14 protein-coding genes are annotated in these 17,942 nt (G+C 67.6%); 4 read left to right on the plus strand and 10 right to left on the minus strand.

All coding sequences use genetic code 11. The annotated features are described in order from the left end of the window. Positions 1-116: 116 nt before the first annotated feature. From HYZ11_17760 to HYZ11_17775, 4 genes are all read right to left on the minus strand, one after another. Entirely contained in the window at positions 117-1,547 is a 1,431-nt protein-coding gene (locus tag HYZ11_17760) for a trypsin-like peptidase domain-containing protein (GenBank protein ID MBI3129458.1), read from the minus strand. Positions 1,548-1,758: 211 nt separating this feature from the next. Further along, positions 1,759-2,217 carry a RidA family protein gene (locus HYZ11_17765; protein MBI3129459.1) on the minus strand — a complete coding sequence of 153 codons (459 nt, stop codon included), beginning with the start codon at positions 2,215-2,217 and terminating at the stop codon, positions 1,759-1,761. Further along, complete coding sequence (locus HYZ11_17770; protein MBI3129460.1) at positions 2,207-2,842, minus strand: molybdenum cofactor guanylyltransferase; 636 nt, start codon at positions 2,840-2,842, stop codon at positions 2,207-2,209. The genes HYZ11_17765 and HYZ11_17770 overlap by 11 nt, the downstream gene beginning before the upstream one ends. Then, positions 2,842-4,149 (minus strand): molybdopterin molybdotransferase MoeA, encoded by a 1,308-nt coding sequence (locus HYZ11_17775; GenBank protein MBI3129461.1) that lies wholly within the window; start codon positions 4,147-4,149, stop codon positions 2,842-2,844. Before HYZ11_17775 ends, HYZ11_17770 begins: the two co-directional genes overlap by 1 nt. 77 nt (positions 4,150-4,226) lie before the next feature. On the opposite strand from HYZ11_17775, the gene HYZ11_17780 reads away from it, so the two are divergent. Beyond that, on the plus strand, positions 4,227-4,670 hold the full coding sequence (locus tag HYZ11_17780) for an acyl-CoA thioesterase (protein MBI3129462.1): 444 nt from the start codon (positions 4,227-4,229) through the stop codon (positions 4,668-4,670). 3 nt (positions 4,671-4,673) lie between these two features. Here the strand turns inward: HYZ11_17780 and HYZ11_17785 are convergent, their stop codons facing one another. The 6 genes from HYZ11_17785 to HYZ11_17810 form a co-directional block, all read right to left on the minus strand. After that, on the minus strand, positions 4,674-6,272 hold the full coding sequence (locus HYZ11_17785; protein ID MBI3129463.1) for an L-lactate permease: 1,599 nt from the start codon (positions 6,270-6,272) through the stop codon (positions 4,674-4,676). A gap of 217 nt (positions 6,273-6,489) precedes the next feature. Next, positions 6,490-7,386 (minus strand): SUMF1/EgtB/PvdO family nonheme iron enzyme, encoded by an 897-nt coding sequence (locus HYZ11_17790; GenBank protein ID MBI3129464.1) that lies wholly within the window; start codon positions 7,384-7,386, stop codon positions 6,490-6,492. Positions 7,387-7,481: 95 nt separating this feature from the next. Beyond that, on the minus strand, positions 7,482-8,468 hold the full coding sequence (locus HYZ11_17795) for a pyruvate synthase (GenBank protein ID MBI3129465.1): 987 nt from the start codon (positions 8,466-8,468) through the stop codon (positions 7,482-7,484). Positions 8,469-8,519: 51 nt separating this feature from the next. After that, positions 8,520-9,734, minus strand: a complete 1,215-nt coding sequence (locus HYZ11_17800; GenBank protein ID MBI3129466.1) for a pyruvate ferredoxin oxidoreductase — start codon at positions 9,732-9,734, stop codon at positions 8,520-8,522. 10 nt (positions 9,735-9,744) lie between these two features. Beyond that, positions 9,745-10,935: a (4Fe-4S)-binding protein gene (locus tag HYZ11_17805; protein ID MBI3129467.1), complete on the minus strand. Its 1,191-nt coding sequence runs from the start codon at positions 10,933-10,935 to the stop codon at positions 9,745-9,747. Between the two features lie 147 nt (positions 10,936-11,082). Then, complete coding sequence (locus HYZ11_17810; protein MBI3129468.1) at positions 11,083-11,901, minus strand: FadR family transcriptional regulator; 819 nt, start codon at positions 11,899-11,901, stop codon at positions 11,083-11,085. A gap of 254 nt (positions 11,902-12,155) precedes the next feature. Here HYZ11_17810 and HYZ11_17815 point away from each other — a divergent pair, with 254 nt between their 5' ends. The 3 genes from HYZ11_17815 to HYZ11_17825 all read left to right on the plus strand — a co-directional run bounded on the left by HYZ11_17815 (position 12,156) and on the right by HYZ11_17825 (position 17,936). Continuing rightward, positions 12,156-13,385 carry an MFS transporter gene (locus HYZ11_17815; protein MBI3129469.1) on the plus strand — a complete coding sequence of 410 codons (1,230 nt, stop codon included), beginning with the start codon at positions 12,156-12,158 and terminating at the stop codon, positions 13,383-13,385. 15 nt (positions 13,386-13,400) lie between these two features. Beyond that, the gene (gene glnE, locus HYZ11_17820) at positions 13,401-16,625 is read left to right on the plus strand and encodes a bifunctional [glutamate--ammonia ligase]-adenylyl-L-tyrosine phosphorylase/[glutamate--ammonia-ligase] adenylyltransferase (protein ID MBI3129470.1); all 3,225 of its coding nucleotides are present in this window, start codon (positions 13,401-13,403) and stop codon (positions 16,623-16,625) included. Between the two features lie 75 nt (positions 16,626-16,700). Next, on the plus strand, positions 16,701-17,936 hold the full coding sequence (locus HYZ11_17825; GenBank protein MBI3129471.1) for a Zn-dependent hydrolase: 1,236 nt from the start codon (positions 16,701-16,703) through the stop codon (positions 17,934-17,936). The last annotated feature ends 6 nt before the right edge of the window (positions 17,937-17,942 follow it).

Genomic DNA, 17,942 nt, shown 5'->3' on the forward strand with positions numbered 1-17,942 from the left:
GCAAACTTCACTCGCGATTCCGAAAATGCCTGGGCCGATGCATCAAATGTAAGAAGCCGTCGCCTCAAATTCAAGGAACATGCGCTCGCCCAGGCAAAAAATCGGTTATATCGGCTTTATTTGCCGCGAAGGCTATGCAGCACCGTGAAAAAGGAGCGCTCGCCCTGGGTGGAGCCGCGCACTAGGCGCGCGATCACATCGGCACCAGCAGGAAGCCGGCGGAGCAAGTTCTCCAAATCCTCCAGATTCCGGACCCCCGAGCGGACAGGCGGCGCGCCCTCCTGGGGAGAGCGGTAGATGAGCTCCCGGATGACCATTCCGGGCCGGAGCCCGTCGTGGAAGGCCCGGCTTCCAGACTCCACTTCCCGGACCAGGACTCCCTCTGGCGACCCAAGCTGGTTCTGCTTCATGAGCTCGGGCGTCAGGTTCTCCAGCTTCATTCCATAGGCCCCGTTCTGCTGGCTTTTCGGGCCGATGTCGGCGGGTTTGGGACGGCCCTCCCCGGGCAGGACGGTGACAGTGATATCCATGGTCTTGCGCCGGCCGCTTCGGACCACATCCACCTTCACGGCTTTGCCGGGAGGGGTCCAGCCGACCAGCCGCTGCAGATGGGCAGTGTCGTGGATCTCTTTCCCGTCCAGGCCCACGATAACGTCGCCCACTTCGATGCCCGCCTTCTTCGCGGGCCCGTCAGGCAGGAGCGAGCCCACCAGGGCGCCCTGAGCGCGCGGAAGACCGAGAATATGTACCATATCGTCTGCCACGGGCTGGATCGTCACCCCCAGGTAGCCCCGCACGAACTGGCCCGAGTCCCGCAGGTGCGTGATCACGTCCTTGGCCATGTTGATCGGGATAGAGAAGCCCAAGCCGCTTCCAGGCGAGGGGATGGCCGTGTTGATGCCGATCACCTCTCCGTCGATGTTTAAAAGAGGCCCGCCGCTGTTCCCCCGGTTGATGGCCGCGTCGGTCTGGATGAAGTATTCGTAACGGGCCACCCCCACGCCCGTCCGGCCGATACCGCTCACCACGCCCACGGTGAAGGTCCGGGTGATGCCGAATGGATCGCCTACGGCGATGGCCCACTGCCCCACCCTCACCTTGTCGCTGTTGCCCAGCGTGGCCGCCGGGAGGTTCCGGTTGACGTCGATCTTAAGGAGCGCGAGGTCGGTATAAGGATCGGTTCCCACGACAGCAGCCCGATAGGGCGTGTTGTCGGACAGGCGGACGATGAGGGTCTCGGCGTCCGCCACGACATGGTTGTTGGTCAGGATATAACCCCTCGGATCAATGATGACGCCCGAGCCGGTGGCGAACCGCGGGATCTCCGGGTGGGGCGGCGTCTCGCCCTCTCCCTCCCGCGGAGCCGACGCGGCGACCCTCAGGCGCTCGGCCCGGATGCTCACCACGGCCGGCTTCACCCGCTCCGCCACCGAGGAGAAGACTTCTTCGATGCGGCGAAGAAGCGAGAGCTCCGTCTCGGGGCTGGGCGCCGCTCCCGCCAAGAAAGGAATCAAAACCAAGAGCAGCAGGAGCTTTCGATGTGCCATCCGTTCCTCTCTTCTCTTTTAAGCGGCGAGCGGATTATCGGAGGGATTCCAAATCACCGCGGCCATTATATCCATCCTCCGGGGCAGGAGGAAGGAGCTGTCCCATCCCCACCGGGCCGGCAACCGGCGTAACCACCCGGATGGGGAATCCGCCGGCACGGCTCCAGCAATGCTTATGTTCCCGGATACTTCCATCCTGCAATATGTTGCCCTACATGACTTCGATAATCACTTCAAGCTCGATCGGGACAGCCAAGGGAAGCTCCGCCACCCCGATGGCCAGGCGCGCATGCTTTCCCGCGTCGCCGAAGACGCCGACGGCGCACTCCGAGGCGCCGTTCATCACGGAAGCTTGATCGGTGAAATCCGGCGCCGAGGCCACGAATCCCGTCATCCGAACCACCCGCTTCACCCGGTCGAGGCTCCCCAGGGCCGCCTTGGCCTGGGCCAAGGCGTTCAGGAAACAAACCCGGGCGCAATCCTGGGCCTCCGGGAGTGCCACCTCAGCCCCTACCTTCCCCCGGTGGAGCAGCTTCCCCTCCCGCAGCGGGAGCTGCCCCGAGATGAACAACAGCCCCTGAGCCACCACGCAGGGAACATAGGCGCCCACCGGCGCGGGGGCGGCGGGCAGCGCAAGCCCGAGCTTCTTCAACTGATCCTCAACCGGCATTCATGTCCTCCTTCGAGGCCACCTCGGCCAACGCCCATTCGTAATCCTGCTGCGTATTCAGATTCCGGAACGAGAGGCCCTCCGGGTCCCACGCCCTCCATTCCGCCTCCTCCACCCGAAGCACGCGCATTTCCTCGTGAAAACCGATCATCTTCAGACGCCCCTCCGCGATCCGGCGCCGGATCGCGGGCTCGCAGGCCTGGCCATAGACCGCGCACAGCGGTTCGGGAAATCCCTCCAGGATGGGGATTACCACGTCCGCCTCGCCCGCCCGGGCCGCCAGGCCCCGAAGGAGCTGAGGCTGGAGAAAGGGCATATCGCAACCGGCGACGAAGACGTGGGGCGCCCCGGCGCAGGAGATCGCCGCATGGAGGCCGCCGAGGGAATCGTTCCCCGGCAGCACGTCCCCGACCACTGGAAGGCCGAAGGGCTCGAGCGAGGGTGCATCCCCCCCCACGGCGAACACCCGCGAGAAGATGCTTTCCAGGATGCGCGCCACCCGGCGGATCACCGGCTCGGAACCCAGCGGGAGAAGGAACTTATTGCGCCCCATCCGCCGGCTCCGGCCGCCGGTCAGGATGGCCGCCGGGAACGCGAATCGCTCCTCCGCCTGTGACGGTTCCATCATCCGGCCGAAACCAGGGCCCCCGCTCCCGTCACCTGCTCGGGCTCGTCCGCGAGGGCAGAGCTCTCTTCGATCAGGAGCGTCTGAACCTTGGAACCGGCCGCAAGGTCGGTCTCGAACTCCCGGAAAACGACCAATGCGTTCGCCCGCACCATCGAGTGGAGGATGTTGGATCCCTGGGCCTCGACCGCCTGGACCGTCCACTCCTCCTCCGTTCGCGTGGCCACGGCCCGGACGTAATGACGCCGCTCGGGCGTCTTGCTCAGCGGATGGAGCAGCCGGGCTTCCACCCGCGGCCGGAAAAGCCGCCGGTGGCCCTGCATCTTGAGGAGGGAGGGACGGACGAACAACTCGAAGCTCACCATGGTGGAGACGGGGTTGCCCGGGAGGCCGAAGACGGGCTTCCCCTGGAGGGTACCGAACGCCATCGGCTTCCCAGGCTTCATCCGCACCCGCCAGAAATGCATTTCGCTGCCGAGGCCCCCGAGGATGCCCTTCACAAGATCGAAATCCCCCACCGACACCCCACCGCTCGTCAGCACCAGGTCGGCGCCCAGGCCGTCCCGCAGGTGGCGCTCGAGGTCCGCCGCAGTGTCTCGGGCGATGCCGAGCTGAATCGGCTCCCCCCCCGCCTCCAGCACCTGGGCGGCCAGCGCGTAGGAATTCGAGTTGAAGATCTGTCCCGCCGCCGGGACCTCCCCCAGGTCCAGCAGCTCATCCCCGGTCGAGAGGATGGCCACGCGGGGCTTCTGATAGACATAGACGGCCGGCCGCCCCAGGTTCGCCAGCATGCCGACCGCCGCGGCGTTGACGCGGACGCCCGCGGAAAAGACTTTCGTCCCCCTCTTCACGTCCTCGCCCGCCACGCGGACGGCCTCGCCCGAAGGCACCGCGAGGAAAATCCGCACTTCGTCCTTTCCCGCCTTCTCGGTCTCCTCGACCAGGACGACGGCGTCGGCCCCCCGGGGGATGGGCGCCCCGGTCATGATGCGGATGGCCTCGCCCGGGCCAAGGGTGCGGGTGGACTCAATCCCCGCCCGCACCTCGTCCACCACCCGGAGAGTCTCCGGGCGCTCCCTCGAGGCCTGCGCCACGTCCTGGGAGCGGACGGCGTAGCCGTCCATCGCGGAGTTCGGCCAGGGGGGGATGTCCCGGGGCGAATGGACGTCCTCCGCCAGAACGCGCCCCAGCGCCTCCAGGATCGGCACGCGCGCCCGGCCCAGGGGCTGGATTCGGAAAAGGATGGCCTGCTGTGCTTCCTCGACGCTGATCATGCAGGGCCTCTCGCTGGCGGCCGATTCGGCCATGGATTTGCACCCAGTCCTTTTGGCATTATAACGGACCCCTTGGCGAGGGAAAAACCACGCTCACCGGGAGGCCTCCCGTGCCCCGCGAAGAATTCCGCTACAAGGCCGAGTTCCGCGTCCGCTTCGGTGAGACGGACCTCCAGGGAGTGGTCTTTAACGCCAACTATCTGCTCTACGTGGACACCGCGCAGATGGACTACTTGCGCGATGTGGGCGTCCCCTATTCCCTCATGCGGAGCGAAGGGCACGATATCGTGATCGTGGAGGCCAACCTCCAGTTCAAATCACCGGCCCGCTTCGATGAGATCATCGACGCCTACGTCCGCGTCCCGGAGATCGGGAACACGAGCGTTCGCATGGAATTCGAGCTCTACGAGCGGGGGAGCGGCCGCCTCGTGGCCTCGGCCCGCACCATCTACGTCATTGTCCAGGAGAAGACCGGCGAGCCGGTCCGCGTGCCGTCCTACCTTCGCCGGGCCGTGCGGGAGTTCGAGGGAAACAGCTCGATCGCGCCGGAGTGACGCCTACTGCGCCAGCCACCAGGCGAGCGCCCCGACGATGAGCACCTGGACGGCACAATAGCCCGCCACACGCTTGAACACCTCCGCTTCCCGCCCGCTCAGCCCCGCCGTCGCGCATCCCACAAGCACCTTCGCCGGGGCGATCATGCTGCCCAGCGAGCCTCCCGCGCTCTGCGCCGCCGCGAGAATGACGGGCTGCACCCCGGTGAGCTCCCCCACCTCGACCTGAAAAGCCCCGAACAGGATGTTGGAGTTGGTGTTGCTTCCCGTCACGAAGCACCCCAGGAGCCCCACGAGCGGCGAGACGAGGGGGAAGAGCCGCCCCGTCGCCTCCGCGGCGCCGTCCGCGAGGACGACCACCATGCCCGATGCGGTCATCACCGAGGCGAGGGCGACCATGGAAACGATGCCAACCGCGGTCGGATAGGCGTCCTTGAACGTCCGGCGGAACAGGGCGGCCTGGCGGCCCGGCCAGCGGCCGTTCATCCGGTAGAACGCCCATCCCAGGAACGACGTGTAGAGCAGGAGCGCCCCCGGATGGCCGAAGGGAGCGATGCTCCACATCTGCCGGGCCGTCACCACGCCCAGGTCCGTGATCGTCTCGTCGATGGGCACCCTGAACTTCCAGGCGTGGAGGGCGTCGTGGAAGGCGGGGACGAAGGTCACCAGGCTCACCACCGCGATCAGCGAATAGTAAGGGGCGAAGGCGAGATGGAAGCTCATCCGGCGGGCTCCCTCGGGGGGGAGCACGGAGCGCACCCGCCGCGCCTCGGGCTTGGGCACCATGGACGGAGGACGCGAGGGGCCCTGGTAGCGCGGCAGGCGCGCCATCCCGAAGCCCACGAGCAGGCAGAGCATGCCCGCCCCGAAGGAAGCGATGATCCACAGGTCCAGCCAGGCGAGGAGGACCTGGGCGCCCGTGGCCACGGCCGCCAGGGCGGTCACCACGGCCGGCCAGCGCCTCACGGCGCTCCACCCGGCGTGCTGGTGGGCGATGGAGACGGCGGCGGCCAAACCCGCCGAGGCGAGCAGCAGGGCGATGTGCACCCCGAGCTCGTGGGGCGGCAGGCGGGTCACCGAGAGCAGGGCCTGAAAGCTGCTGGCCATGTCCCCCATGCTCACCGACCAGGCATGGCCGATGAGCGCCGCCGCCACCGCCTCGACCGGGGGATACCCGATGCCCACAAGCAACGGGGCCACCACGGCCACGGGCACCCCGAAACCGGCCACCCCTTGCAGGAAGGTCGTGAAGCCGAAGGCCAGGATCATGAGCTGGAGGATGTGGTTCTTCGTCATGTCCGACACGCTCCAGCCGATGTTGCGGATGCCTCCCGCGGCGTCGGCCACGTGATAGAGAATGAGCGCCGGGATGATGATGTACAGGACGGGGATGCTGAGGAGGAAGCCCCGGAGGAGAGCGACAGCCAGCACGTCGGGCCCGGCGCCGAAACGGGCCCAGGCGGCGAGGAGCCCCACCGCCAGGCCGAAGGGCCCGGCTTTCTTCCCGCCCCACCGGAGGACGAGCATCGCGAGCATGAGGGCGAGAATCGGAAGGAAGGCCAGCAGCCAGTTCAGGCCGGAGAATTTGAGGGCCGAGCCCATTTTTACAGGTCCTTCCCGCTTTCCGCCTCCCGCATCACCGCTTCCGGGCGAGCGAATGGTCACCGAATCAGGATCAATATGCAATCTGCGGATGCGGCCGGATTCCTTGGCGCGGCGTTCGAGGAGCCGAGCCCAGGCAGGGGGCCGGAACGACCCGAAGCGGACGAAAAAAGCGCGGCGCCCGGGGGCGCCGCGCCTCGGCGAACTCGCCCGCCGGTCAGGCGCCGGCCGCGCAGCGGAAGCCCAAGTTGAAGTTCTTGTACCAGGGCTCGAAGCCCTCCCGCGCGGAGCACCGGAGGTTGTCCTCGATGTAGTCCCAGCCGCAGCCCCGCACGGCGCGGGCCGTCCAGGCGTAGCCCGACTTCCGCGGGAGCCATCCCTCGCCGCCCCCGAACCGGATCTTGTAGACATCCTTTTCGCGCCCCAGAATCTCGAACCGCTCGCCCTTCTTCGCCTCCCCCAGGGTCAGGCTGCCCCCGCCGGGAACCGCGAACACCGCGATGAGGGGGACGGCCACCTCGAACGCGGGGAACTCGGGCCCCTTCGGATCACTCGCCGGGGCATAGCGGTAGTAGAAGGCGTCGAACCAGTCCGCCGTCCACTCGAAGACGTTGCCGGCCATCTGGACGCAGCCGAAGGGCGAGGCCGCCCCCGCGTGGGCGTCCACATCGAGCGGGCACTGGAGCTCCGCTCCGGCGTAGTGGGCAATCTCATGCGTGGGGAGCGCGTCTCCCCAGGGATAGGCCCGGCCGTCGGCCCCCCGGGCGGCCTTCTCCCACTCCGCCTCGGTCGGGAGGCGCTTTCCGGCCCAGCGGGCATAGGCCGAGGCGTCCTCCCAGCTCACGCTGACGACGGGCTGCCTGGGCCCCACATAGTCGTCCCGGGAGAAGGACGGAGGCGGCTTCACCGCGCCCTCCATCTCCTCCAGGAAGCGGCGGTACTGCTCGTTGGTGACGCAATACTTGTCGATCCAGAAGGCGGGCAGCCTGACTTCGCGCTGGGGGCGCTCGTCCTGGTTGCCCGCGTCCGAGCCCATGAGGAACACGCCGGCCGGGACGAGCACCATCGCCGCGCCGTCGCGCCCCCGCCGCTCTTCCTTAATTTGTCCGCTCATCGCCTCTTCCATGTCCTCTCATCCTTCGCGGCGTCACGAAAAAAGACGGGGCCCTTCCGGGCCCCGTCCTTGCGCCGTCAGGAGGGACGCCGCACTTACTTCTTCTTGGCCGGATCCTCGCCCAGCTTGAAGGGGATGACGCCGGGCATGGCCCAGTCGTTCCACATCTTGTCCACTTCCGCCTGGAAGTAGGCGTAATCCTCTTCGATGAAGTGGTGGAAGCGGCCCTGCGCCTCGAGATACTCGCGCACGGGGCGGCGCTTGCGGTTGCCGTACACCTGGCGCGCGGAGATGCCGGTGTAGGTCAGCCTGCCGTTCGTCATCTCCCACAGCGGGAAGATGCCCGTCTCGACCGCCAGCTCCCCCAGCTTGTGGGAATAGAAGGGGTCGTAGTCCCAGCCCTTCGGGCAGGGGTCGAGGGTGTGGACGAACGCCGGCCCGGACGTGGCCAAGCCCTTGCGGACCTTGTCGATGAGGTCGGCCGGATAGGAAGCGTCGCCCGTGGCCACGTAGTTGCACTTCGTATGGCCCACCGCGTAGAGGGCGGCGGCGTTCTTCTTCCACCGGGTGTGCATGATGCGGAACTTCTTGCCCGGAGGGGTGAAGGTGGTGTTCGCGCCCCAGGGCGAGGCCCCGGAGATCTGGATGTCGGTGTTCGCGTACGACTCGTTGTCGTAGCAGATGATCAGGTGGTTGTACTCGGCGTGCATGAGCGAGGCCGAGATGCCCGCCACGCCCATGTCGATGCCCCCGCCGTCCCCGCAGAAGGAGATGACGTTGATGGGCTCCTGCTTCATCTTGCCCTTGCGCATGAGCGCCCGGAGCGCCGCCGCGGTCCCCGTGGCCGCCGGACCGCAGGAGCCGAGCTGGGTGTGCATCCAGGGCACCACCCAGGGAGTGCTGTAGTAGGTGGTGTTGGCCACGTACATGCACCCGGTGCTGCCCAGGATGATGGTGCGCGGCCCGGCCGCCTTGGCCATGAGGCGCATGATGAGGGCGCTCTCGCAGCCCTGGCAGGTGCGATGGCCGCTGGTGTAGTACTCTTCGACCGCCTTCTGGGGAATCGCGTTCACCTTCCCCATGAGGGGAAGCTGCTGCGTGCCGATCTGATACAGGGTCTCACTCATGTCTGATCACCCCCTCACGCCGATCCACTCGACCTGGTTGTCCGCCTTGCCGCTCTTGGCGATGGCGAACATCTGATCGGCCATGTGTTTGACGTTCTCGAGCAGAACCTCGCGGCCGCCCAGGCCGCAGACGAAGCCTTTCATCAGGGGCTGCTTCGGCGAGCCGTAAAGAGCCGCCTTCACCTCGTTGAACAGGATGCCGCCGTGGAACGGCGAGCCGAAGGAGTAGTCGCGGTCCACCACGCCCACCGCCTTGAAGCGCGAGAGCGAGGCCCGGAGCTCCTCGGTCGGGAAGGGGCGGAACCACTTCAGGCGCACGAGACCGACCTTCTTGCCCTCCTTGCGCATCTCGCGGATGGCCACCTTCACGGGAAGGCTGAGGGTACCCAGGCCGCACAGCACGACGTCGGCGTCCTCGGTCATGTACTCGTCGAGGAAGGGGTTGGTGCTCTCGCCGAAGATCCTGCAGAAGTCCTTGTGCGCATCCTTGAGCACGGTGTAGGCGCGCTTGGCCGCCTCGCTGCTCTGGCGGCGGACCTCCATCAGCCAGTCCTCGTTCGCCTGGGGGGCGATGGTGACGGGGTTGTCCGGGTGGAGCAGCAGGTCCCCGCGGTCGTAGGCGGGGAGGAATTTGTTGACCTGCTCCTGGGTCGGCAGCTTCACCGTGGCCTGGCTGTGGGTGAGGAAGGCGCCGTCCATGGCGATGGCGCAGGGGAGGAACACCTTCGGATCCTCCGCCACGCGGTAAGCCAGCAGGCCCAGCTCGACGACTTCCTGGGCGTTGTCGGGGAACGTGATGAGCCAGCCCAGGTCGCGGACGAGCATGGCGTCGTTGTGCTCAGTGCCGAAGGCGCCCGGGTCGTCCAGCGCCCGGCAGCCCACCAGGGCCACCATCGGCAGCCGGAGCCCCGCGGTCACGGCCAAGGGCTCCATGGCGTAGAGCCAGCCCACGCCGCTCGAGCCGGTGAACACGCGGGCGCCGCAGGCGCTGGCGTGCTTGACGATCTCGAACTGCCCGTGCTCGCTCTCGGCCGGGATGTAGTCGGCGTCGAACTCCCCGTTCGCGATGAACCGGGAGACGTACTGCATGACGGTGTCGTACGGCCGGATCGGATAGGCCGTGATGACGTCCACGTCCGCGAGGCGGACGATGTTCGCCATCACCTCGCTTCCGGTGAGCAGCTGTATGCCCGCCCCTTTTTCCTGCGCTACCGTTGCCATCTGTGGGCTCCTATTTGAAATCCTTCACGGACTTGGCCTTTGCGTTCGCCTGGTTGTGGCCGCCATCGAGACCGACGCCGGAGAAAGCCGCCGCCAAGCCGGTGATGGGGAAGCGATGCTCGACTTTTCCCGCCTTCCGCTTCTCTGTCACGTAGCCCTGGTAATTCTTGGCGTCCTTCTTCCACATGAGATACTGGCTGTCGCGGTCCTCGAAGATCACCTCGTTCACCATGGTGATGCAGTCGGCGACGGGGCAGATGGCCTCGCACACGCCGCAGCCGCAGCAGGCCTCCATATTGGCGTCGAAGTAGCCGTCAGGCGTGACGTCGAAGACCGTGTCCGGGCAGGCGATCCAGCAGAGGGTGCACTTGGTGCACTTGTCGAAGGCCACCACCGGCCGCATCGTCCGGGTGGACCACTTCTTGAAGTACTCGTTCCGGCCAGGCTGGTAGCCGCCGTCCATGTCGCGGTAGTCGTTGTGCCCGCCGACGCCGTCGATGACGACGCCCTCGCGCATCTCGGTCCACTTGAGGAGCTGGAAGGTGAAGGGCACCTCGGTGTTGCCCTCGCCCGGCTTGATCTCGTCGGGGCGGGTGTCCTCGAAGCTCGCCCGCGCGGCCTCCACGTGAGCGTCGCCGCCGATGTTCTCGCGGATGGCCTGCTCCAGGGAGGCCATCGAGCAGATGCCCGGCTCCGCCTTGAGTGCCGCGCCCAGGCAGCGGGCGTCGGTGCCGTCGTTCTTGTACACCCACAGCCCGGCCATGCTGGCCCCGCCGGGGACGATGGCGATCTTGTAGGGCGTGTCGCGGCGGTGGATGTGCTTGACCAGCGCGGCCGTCTTTTGATTCGAGGTGACAATGAGGGTGCCGCCCGGCTTGGTGACGGCGTTGATGGGCTGGAGCCCGTACCATGCCCAGGACTCGACGCCTTTGCACAGGGTGTCGTCCACGCAGATGGAGACGTCCACCTGCTTCGGCTCGTACTTCGCGGCGACCGCCTGCAGCTCCTCGCTGTTGTCCGCGATGTAGCCGAAGAGCTTCGCCGGTATCCCGTTCCGCTCGGGCGAGTCGCTGTAGCGGCCGAAGGAGATGCCCTGCTTCCCCTCCTTCACCGCCGCCAGCACGAGCGTGCGCGATATCTTGTTGGCCAGCGTCTTCTGGTAAATGCCGCGGTAGACGATCTCGAAAGATATGACGCTCACATCCGCTGCCTCCCAAATGGGGTTTCAGTCCATGGGGACGGGGAACAGTGCCCCTGCCCCATCCTTCACCACAGTTCCCTCCGAGCTCGCCCGGGCACGCAGCCGCGGGCGCGGAATCCGCTCGATGGTGCCGGTTGAGCCTCCCTTTTAGGGCTGGACGCCCAAGCCGTCCGCCGCGCTCTGTGCGGCGGATATTTTTTCAGGAGGCGCGCCGGCCACTCCGGCCGGCTCCGCCGTCTCGGCGTCCTCCGTCTCCTCCGCGAAAATACCGCCCATCTCCCGCCCTTCGATCTCAAGGAGATGGCTGAGCATCCGGGAAACCGCCTTTTTGCTCTCGCGGGCCCTCACCGCCTCGAATATCTCCTCGTGGCCCTGCAGGGAGCGAAGTCGTCCGACCTTCTCCCGGATGGAGCGCTCGCGCAGCTCCTTCAGCGAATGGAGCAGCATGCCGACCAGCCGGAGCAGGAATTCGTTCTTGGCCGCCTCGGCCAGCCCCAGATGAAACGCCGTATCCTCGTCCATCCCGGATCCGCCCTGCTGAATCTCAGCCCGCTGGCGCTCCAGGATGTCCGTCAGCTTGTCCAATTCGGCGGAGGTGGCGCGGTCGGCCGCGAGGGCCGCGATCTGGGGCTCCAGCAGCCGGCGCGCCTCGAAGATCTGGCGCAGGCCGGATTCGCCCTCGGAGGACGTTTTTTCCAAAAGGACCGGAATGAGGGACTCCGGGCTCGCCACCACGAAGGTGCCGTCGCCGTGACGCGTCGCGACGAGGTTCGCCGACTCGAGCGCCCGCACCGCCTCGCGCACGGAATTGCGCCCGACACCGAAGCGCTCGCAGAGCTCGCGCTCCGAGGGAAGCCGGTCGCCCATCTGAAGGTTTCCCTCGATGATGAGCGTGGTGATCTGCGAGACGATTCCCTCGTAGAGCCGCGTCTTCTTGACCGTCTGGAGCCGATCCCGGATTGTCATCCCGCTCTCCTCCAGAGAGGATTGTCGGCTTATAGGCTTATCCTACCAGTTGAGTGAGTGCAAAATCAACCAGGATTCGCCTGAAAATACGACTGAATTTACCTGAATGTAAGCCATTGGACGCTTATCCGAGGTAGAATTATTGATATTATTTGGGGGCACTTTCCGCATTTTCAGCCCTTTGTGCTGGCATGGTAGGATTGGCGTTCCCCTCCCCAAGCCTGGGAAGCGGCTGTCACGAGGAGACCCGAAAAGTGAAGCGCGGCGGGGTCCTGGCCCTCCTGACGACAGGTCACGCTCTCGAGCATTGGTACCTGGGCCTCATGGGCCCGCTCATGCCTTTCGTGGCGCAGGACCTGAATTTCAACCTGACCCAGGTGGGCATCCTAGTGACCGGGCGCGCCTTCTTCGGCGCTTTCAGCAGCGCCGCCTCGGGCTGGGCCGCCGACCGCCTCGGCAGCGGCCGCGGGATGCTCGTCTTCTGTCTCGTCGCCACCGCCCTCCTCTACTGCGGGATCGCCATGGCTCCCGGATTCGCCATCCTCGCCCTCATCTTCTGGGCGAGCGGGCTCTCGGGCCAGACTTGGCATCCCCCGGCGATGGGCCTACTGGGGGAGCAGTTCCGGGAGCGCAAGGGATTCGCCTTCGGAATCCACGGCACCGGAGCCACCGTGGGCCAATCCATCGCCCCCCTCGTGGCCGGGTACATGCTGCTCCTGGTGGACTGGCGCCAGGTGATTCTCTGGAACACGCTTCCCATGTTCGCGGTCGCCGCCATGCTCGCCGCCTGGCTCCCCCCCTTCCAGCCGGCGGCGGAAAAAGGCGCGTCCGGCGCCTCGTTCGGGGGCTGGCTGGGCCAGGTACGCCAGTCGCTCATCCAGAATCCCCGCTTTGTGGCCATCTGCTGCGCCTCCGGGGTCCGGACGCTCTCCCAGCATGCCGTCAGCACATTCCTCCCCTTCCTCCTGGTCCGCGAATTCGGGGCCGAGGCCAGCTGGGTCGGGTTCGCGCTGTCCGTCTTCATCGCGGCGTGCATCCTGCCGGAGACGCTGATGGGCTATCTCTCCGACCGGATCCCGCGCCAGAACATCCTCTTCTCGGGAATGGGGGTGGGCGCCCTGCTGCTCTTCCTCATCCCCGCCTGGGGCGGCAGTCCGGTTCTTCCCGTCCTCCTGGCTCTCCTCGGGGGACTGTTCATCTCCATGAGATCGGTCATCTTCGCGGCGGGAATCGAAATTTCCCCGCCCAACCTCGGCGGCAGCGTGGTCGGCATCATCTTCATGACCAACCAGATATTCGTCGGGGCGGGCGCCTTGGCCGGGGGCATCCTGGCGGACCTGTTCGGCCCGAAGGCCATCTTCTGGTTCATCGGCGGCCTGATCCTCCTCTTCATGCCCGTCAACCTCCTGCTCTGGAAAATCCCGCCCGAGGTGGCCGTGGGCCCCGCCGCCCCCGAGGCCGGCCCCGCAGCCCCCTCGCCTTAACGCTCCGGAGCCGTCATGACCGTGGCCATCCAGGACCACCCCGGCGTCGAGCACATCGAGAGGCTGCTCGCTGGGGGGGCGCCGTCTCCGATGGCCGCCGATCTCCTGGACTCCATCGGCGTAATCGATCCGGCCCGTGCCTGCCGTAACCTCCAGTCGCTGGCGCTTCACCCGGCCTTCCCGCGCAATGATCGGGACTTCCTCGTCCAGCTTCTCGCGGCCCTGAGCGAAACCTTCGAGCCGGAACGAGCGCTCTCCAACTTCGAGCGGATCATGGCGACCCGGGAGGACCCGGACGCCCTCCTCCGCCTGCTCCGCCGCTATCCCGAGCGCCGCGCCGCCCTCTTCACCCTCGCGGGAGGGAGCCAGTTCCTCACCGATACGGTCCTGCGGCATCCGGAATTCCTCGACTGGCTCCTCCGCCCCTCCGCCCTCCAGGGGGAGCGGAGCGAATCGCGCATGGAGGCCGAGCTTTGGCGCTGGGTCCAGCGGCTGCGGACCCAGCCGAACGGCCCCTCGAACGCCCTCCGGCGCTTCCGGCAGCGGGAGTACCTGCGGATCGGCCTGCGGGACCTGATGCGGCTGGCGGACATGCCGCAGACGGTGCTCGCGCTCTCTCACTTGGCCGACGCCACCCTGGAGGCGGCGGTCCGCGTCGCCCGGGCCGAGCTCGAGGCCCGCTACGGGAAGCCTCTCTACCGGAGCAAGGAGGGACGTTCGCTCCCGTGCGAGTTCGCCGTCATCGCGCTCGGCAAGCTGGGCGGCCTCGAGCTCAATTTCAGCTCCGACATCGACCTCATCTTCATCTACTCGTCCGACGAAGGGGGCACCCGCGGCGCAACCGGCCGGGACCACATCTCGAACCATGAGTTCCACGCCCGCCTCGCGCGCCGGGTGATCGCCCTCATGGCCGAGAATACGGAGGAGGGGCACGTCTTCCGCGTGGATACCCGCCTCCGCCCCGAGGGCGATCAGGGAGCCCTGGCCTATTCCTTGCGAAGCTGCGAGGTTTACTACGAATCCTGGGGGGAGACATGGGAGCGCCAGGCCCTCATCAAGGCGCGCCTGGCCGCCGGCTCCGCCGCCCTCGGCAAGGCCTTCCTCGACATGATCCGGCCCTTCATCTACCGCCGGACCCTGGACCTCAGCGCCCTCGACGAGATCGGCCACATCAAGGATCGCATCAACGCCCAGATCGCCGCCAGCGGCCGGAAAGCCTCCAACATCAAGCTCGGCGAGGGCGGCATCCGGGAGATTGAGTTCATCGTCCAGTCCTTCCAACTCATCTACGGCGGCAAGGAGAAGTTCCTGCGCACCCCCAGCACGCTGGAGGCCCTGTCGGTCATCCAGGCCCTGGGCCTCCTTCCGATGGACGACTGCGCCGCCCTCTCCTCGGCCTACATTTTCCTGCGGGACATTGAGCATCGCGTCCAGATGACCCAAGGGCTCCAGACACACGACCTGCCCGCCGACGCCCATGCCCTCACCGTGCTCGCCCGCAAGATGGGATTCCACCGGACCGGCGGCATGAGCGAGCGCACTGGTTTCCTCGCCGCCCTCCAGAACCATCAGGATCAGGTCTCCCGCGTCTTCCAGAACCTCTTCCGCAAGGGCGACTCCGAGGAAGCCGGACGGCCGGCGGAGGAGGAGGCCCCCGCCGCCGCCGAGACCCTGGAGGATTCCCTCGCGCCCGCAGACCTGGCCCCCTACAATTTCGCCGATCCGGAGAGTGCCAGCGCCCGCCTGCGCCTCCTGCGGAACGGCGAGCCGTTCGAGCGCGTGAGCGCCCGGGCGAAGCGCCTCTTCGACAACCTCCTGCCCCGCCTCCTCTTCCTGACCCTCGATCTCCCGGATCCGGACCAGGCGGTGGTGAACCTCAGCCGTTTCGTGGAGCGAAGCGGCGGACGCGAAGGCGCCTTCACGCTGCTGAGCGAGCAAGAGAACGTCCTCGAGGCGCTTCTCCGGCTGTTCGGCTCGAGCGATTATCTCTCCGAGAGCCTCCTCTCCCAGCCGGGCCTCCTCGACTCCCTCTTCCAGGCCGAGGCGCTCACCTCCTCGAAGGCTGCCGGGACCCTCCAGAAAGAGCTTTCCGCGGAGGCGCTCAAGGGCTCGGACGCCGCCCAGCGCTTCGCCCGCCTCTGCGCGGCCAAGCGCGGCGAAGAGCTGGCCATCGGCCTGCGGAGCATCCTGGGGGAAGCAGATATCTTCCAGACCATGAGCGACCTGACCTCGCTGGCCGAGGCCGTCCTCGCGGTGGGGCTCCGAGTCGCCGAGGAGGAGGTGCGGGGCCTCCACGGAAGCCCCATCGAGGCGGAAACGGGCCAGCCGGCCGGCTTCTCCATCATCGGGCTGGGGAAGCTGGGCAGCCGGGAGATGAACTTCGGCTCCGACCTCGATCTCGTCTTCGTCTACAGCGGACCGGGCGGAACGGACGGAAAAATCAACGGAAAGGGCGCGGCCTGGGGGAGCGCCTCCAACCACCAGTTCTTCCTGCGGCTCGCCACCGCCCTGCGCGACGGGCTTTCGGCGCCGGCCTCGGGGGAGCGGGCCTACGAAATCGATTTGCGGCTCCGCCCCGAGGGCCAGAAAGGCGCCATCGCCGTTCCCCTCCAGACCTTCGAGGACTATTTTCGCGATCGCGCGGAGCTCTGGGAGCGGCAGGCGCTCTGCCGCGCCCGGCCCGTCGCCGGCTCCCCCGCCCTCTCCCGCCGCTTCATGGGGCTGGCGGCCGAATTCGTGTACGAGCGGCCTCTCCCGCCCAACCTCGCGGCCGGGATAGACCACGTGCGGCTCCGCATGGAGCGGGAGCTGACCCACGAGGCCGAAGGCGAGATCGACCTCAAGCTGGGCCACGGCGGGCTGACGGACATCGAGTTCCTCGTCCAGTACCTGTTGATCTCCCACGGCCGGGAAAAGCCCGCCATCCGCCGTCCCGAGACCGCCGAGGCCTTGCGCGCCCTGCGGGCCGCGGGCCTGCTGAACGAGGAGGACGCGGACACCCTGCTGGACACATACCGCTTCCTCCGGCAGGTGGAGAACCGGCTGCGCATCGCCCGGGCCCAGCCCCTGCACACTTTCCCCGCCACCCCGGAGGGAATGGAGATGCTCGCCCGCCGGCTGGGCTACTCCGACGACGAGGAGGGAAGCTCCCGCGCCAAGCTCCTCGCCGACTACGAGCGGCACACCCAGCGCGTGCGGGCCATCTACCGGGAGCGGCTCGGCTTGAAGAAGCGCGCCTGAATCGGCCTCTTTTCCTTGACTCGGGCGCGGTCCCGGGCTACCAATGGCCGCGCAATCATCGCGAAAAAAGGAGCCATCCCCTTGATCATCGACCCCGGCCGTCTCCGGCGGAGCCTTGAGGAGATGGCCCGCATCGGCGCCACCCCCGGCGGCGGGGTCCACCGCCCGACCCTCACCGACGCGGACCGCGAGGCGCGCGATCTTTTCGCGGCCTGGTGCCGCGAGGCGGGACTCGCGGTGACGGTGGACGAGATGGGCAACATGTTCGCCCGCCGCCCCGGCGCGGACGATTCCGCCCCGCCCGCCATGATGGGGAGCCACCTGGATTCCGTCCCCTACGGGGGCCGCTTCGACGGCTCGCTCGGCGTCCTCGCCGCCCTGGAGGTGGTGCGCAGCCTCAGCGACAGGGGCATCCGCACGCGCCGGCCGGTGGAAGTGGTGAACTGGACCAACGAGGAAGGCCCTCGCTTCCCGCCCTCGATGCTGGGCAGCGGCGCGTTCTGCGGGAAGTACGGCGTCGAGTGGGCCTACGGCCTCCGGGACGGCGAAGGCAAGCGCTTCGGCGAGGAGCTGGCGCGCATCGGCTACCGGGGACCGGCGCCCTGCCGGCCCCGCCCGGTGGGGTGCTACCTGGAGCTCCACATCGAGCAGGGCCCCGTTCTGGAGAAGGAAGGCGTCCAGATAGGGGCGGTGGAGGGGATTGTCGGGATCACCTGGCTGCGCGCCGCGATGAAAGGCGAGCGCGACCACGCCGGGCCCACGCCCATGTCCATGCGGCGGGACGCCCTCGTGGGGGCGGCCCGCGCCGTCGCGGCCATCCGGGAGGTCCCCGGCAAGCTCCATCCCGACATGGTGGCCACGGTCGGGGAGATGTCCGTCTCCCCCAACGCCATCAACGTCATTCCCGAGCGCGCCGCCTTCTCGGTGGACTTCCGCCACAGCGACGAGGTTCTCGTCCAGCGTGCCCGGGAGATGGTGATCGAGGCCATCGAGGCCGCCGCGCGGGGGGAGGGCCTGGAGGTCTCGGTGGAGGAGGTGAGCCGCTCCACCGCCTTGCCCTTCCATCCCGAGGCGGTGGGGGCGGTGGCGGGCGCCTGCCGCGAGGCGGGCTACACCTGCCGCCGCATGTGGAGCGCGGCCGGCCACGACGCGCGCTACCTGGCGGAGCTGGGGCCGGCGGCCATGATCTTCATCCCCTGCGCGGGCGGGAAGAGCCATACGGAGCTCGAGGATGCATCGTGGGAGGACGTGGCGCGGGGGGGCGACGTCCTCGCCCGCGCGCTCATCACACTGGCCGGGAGGGCCGCATAGGGCCGG

Source organism: Candidatus Tectomicrobia bacterium, from assembly GCA_016192135.1.
Lineage (GTDB): Bacteria > UBA8248 > UBA8248 > UBA8248 > UBA8248 > 2-12-FULL-69-37.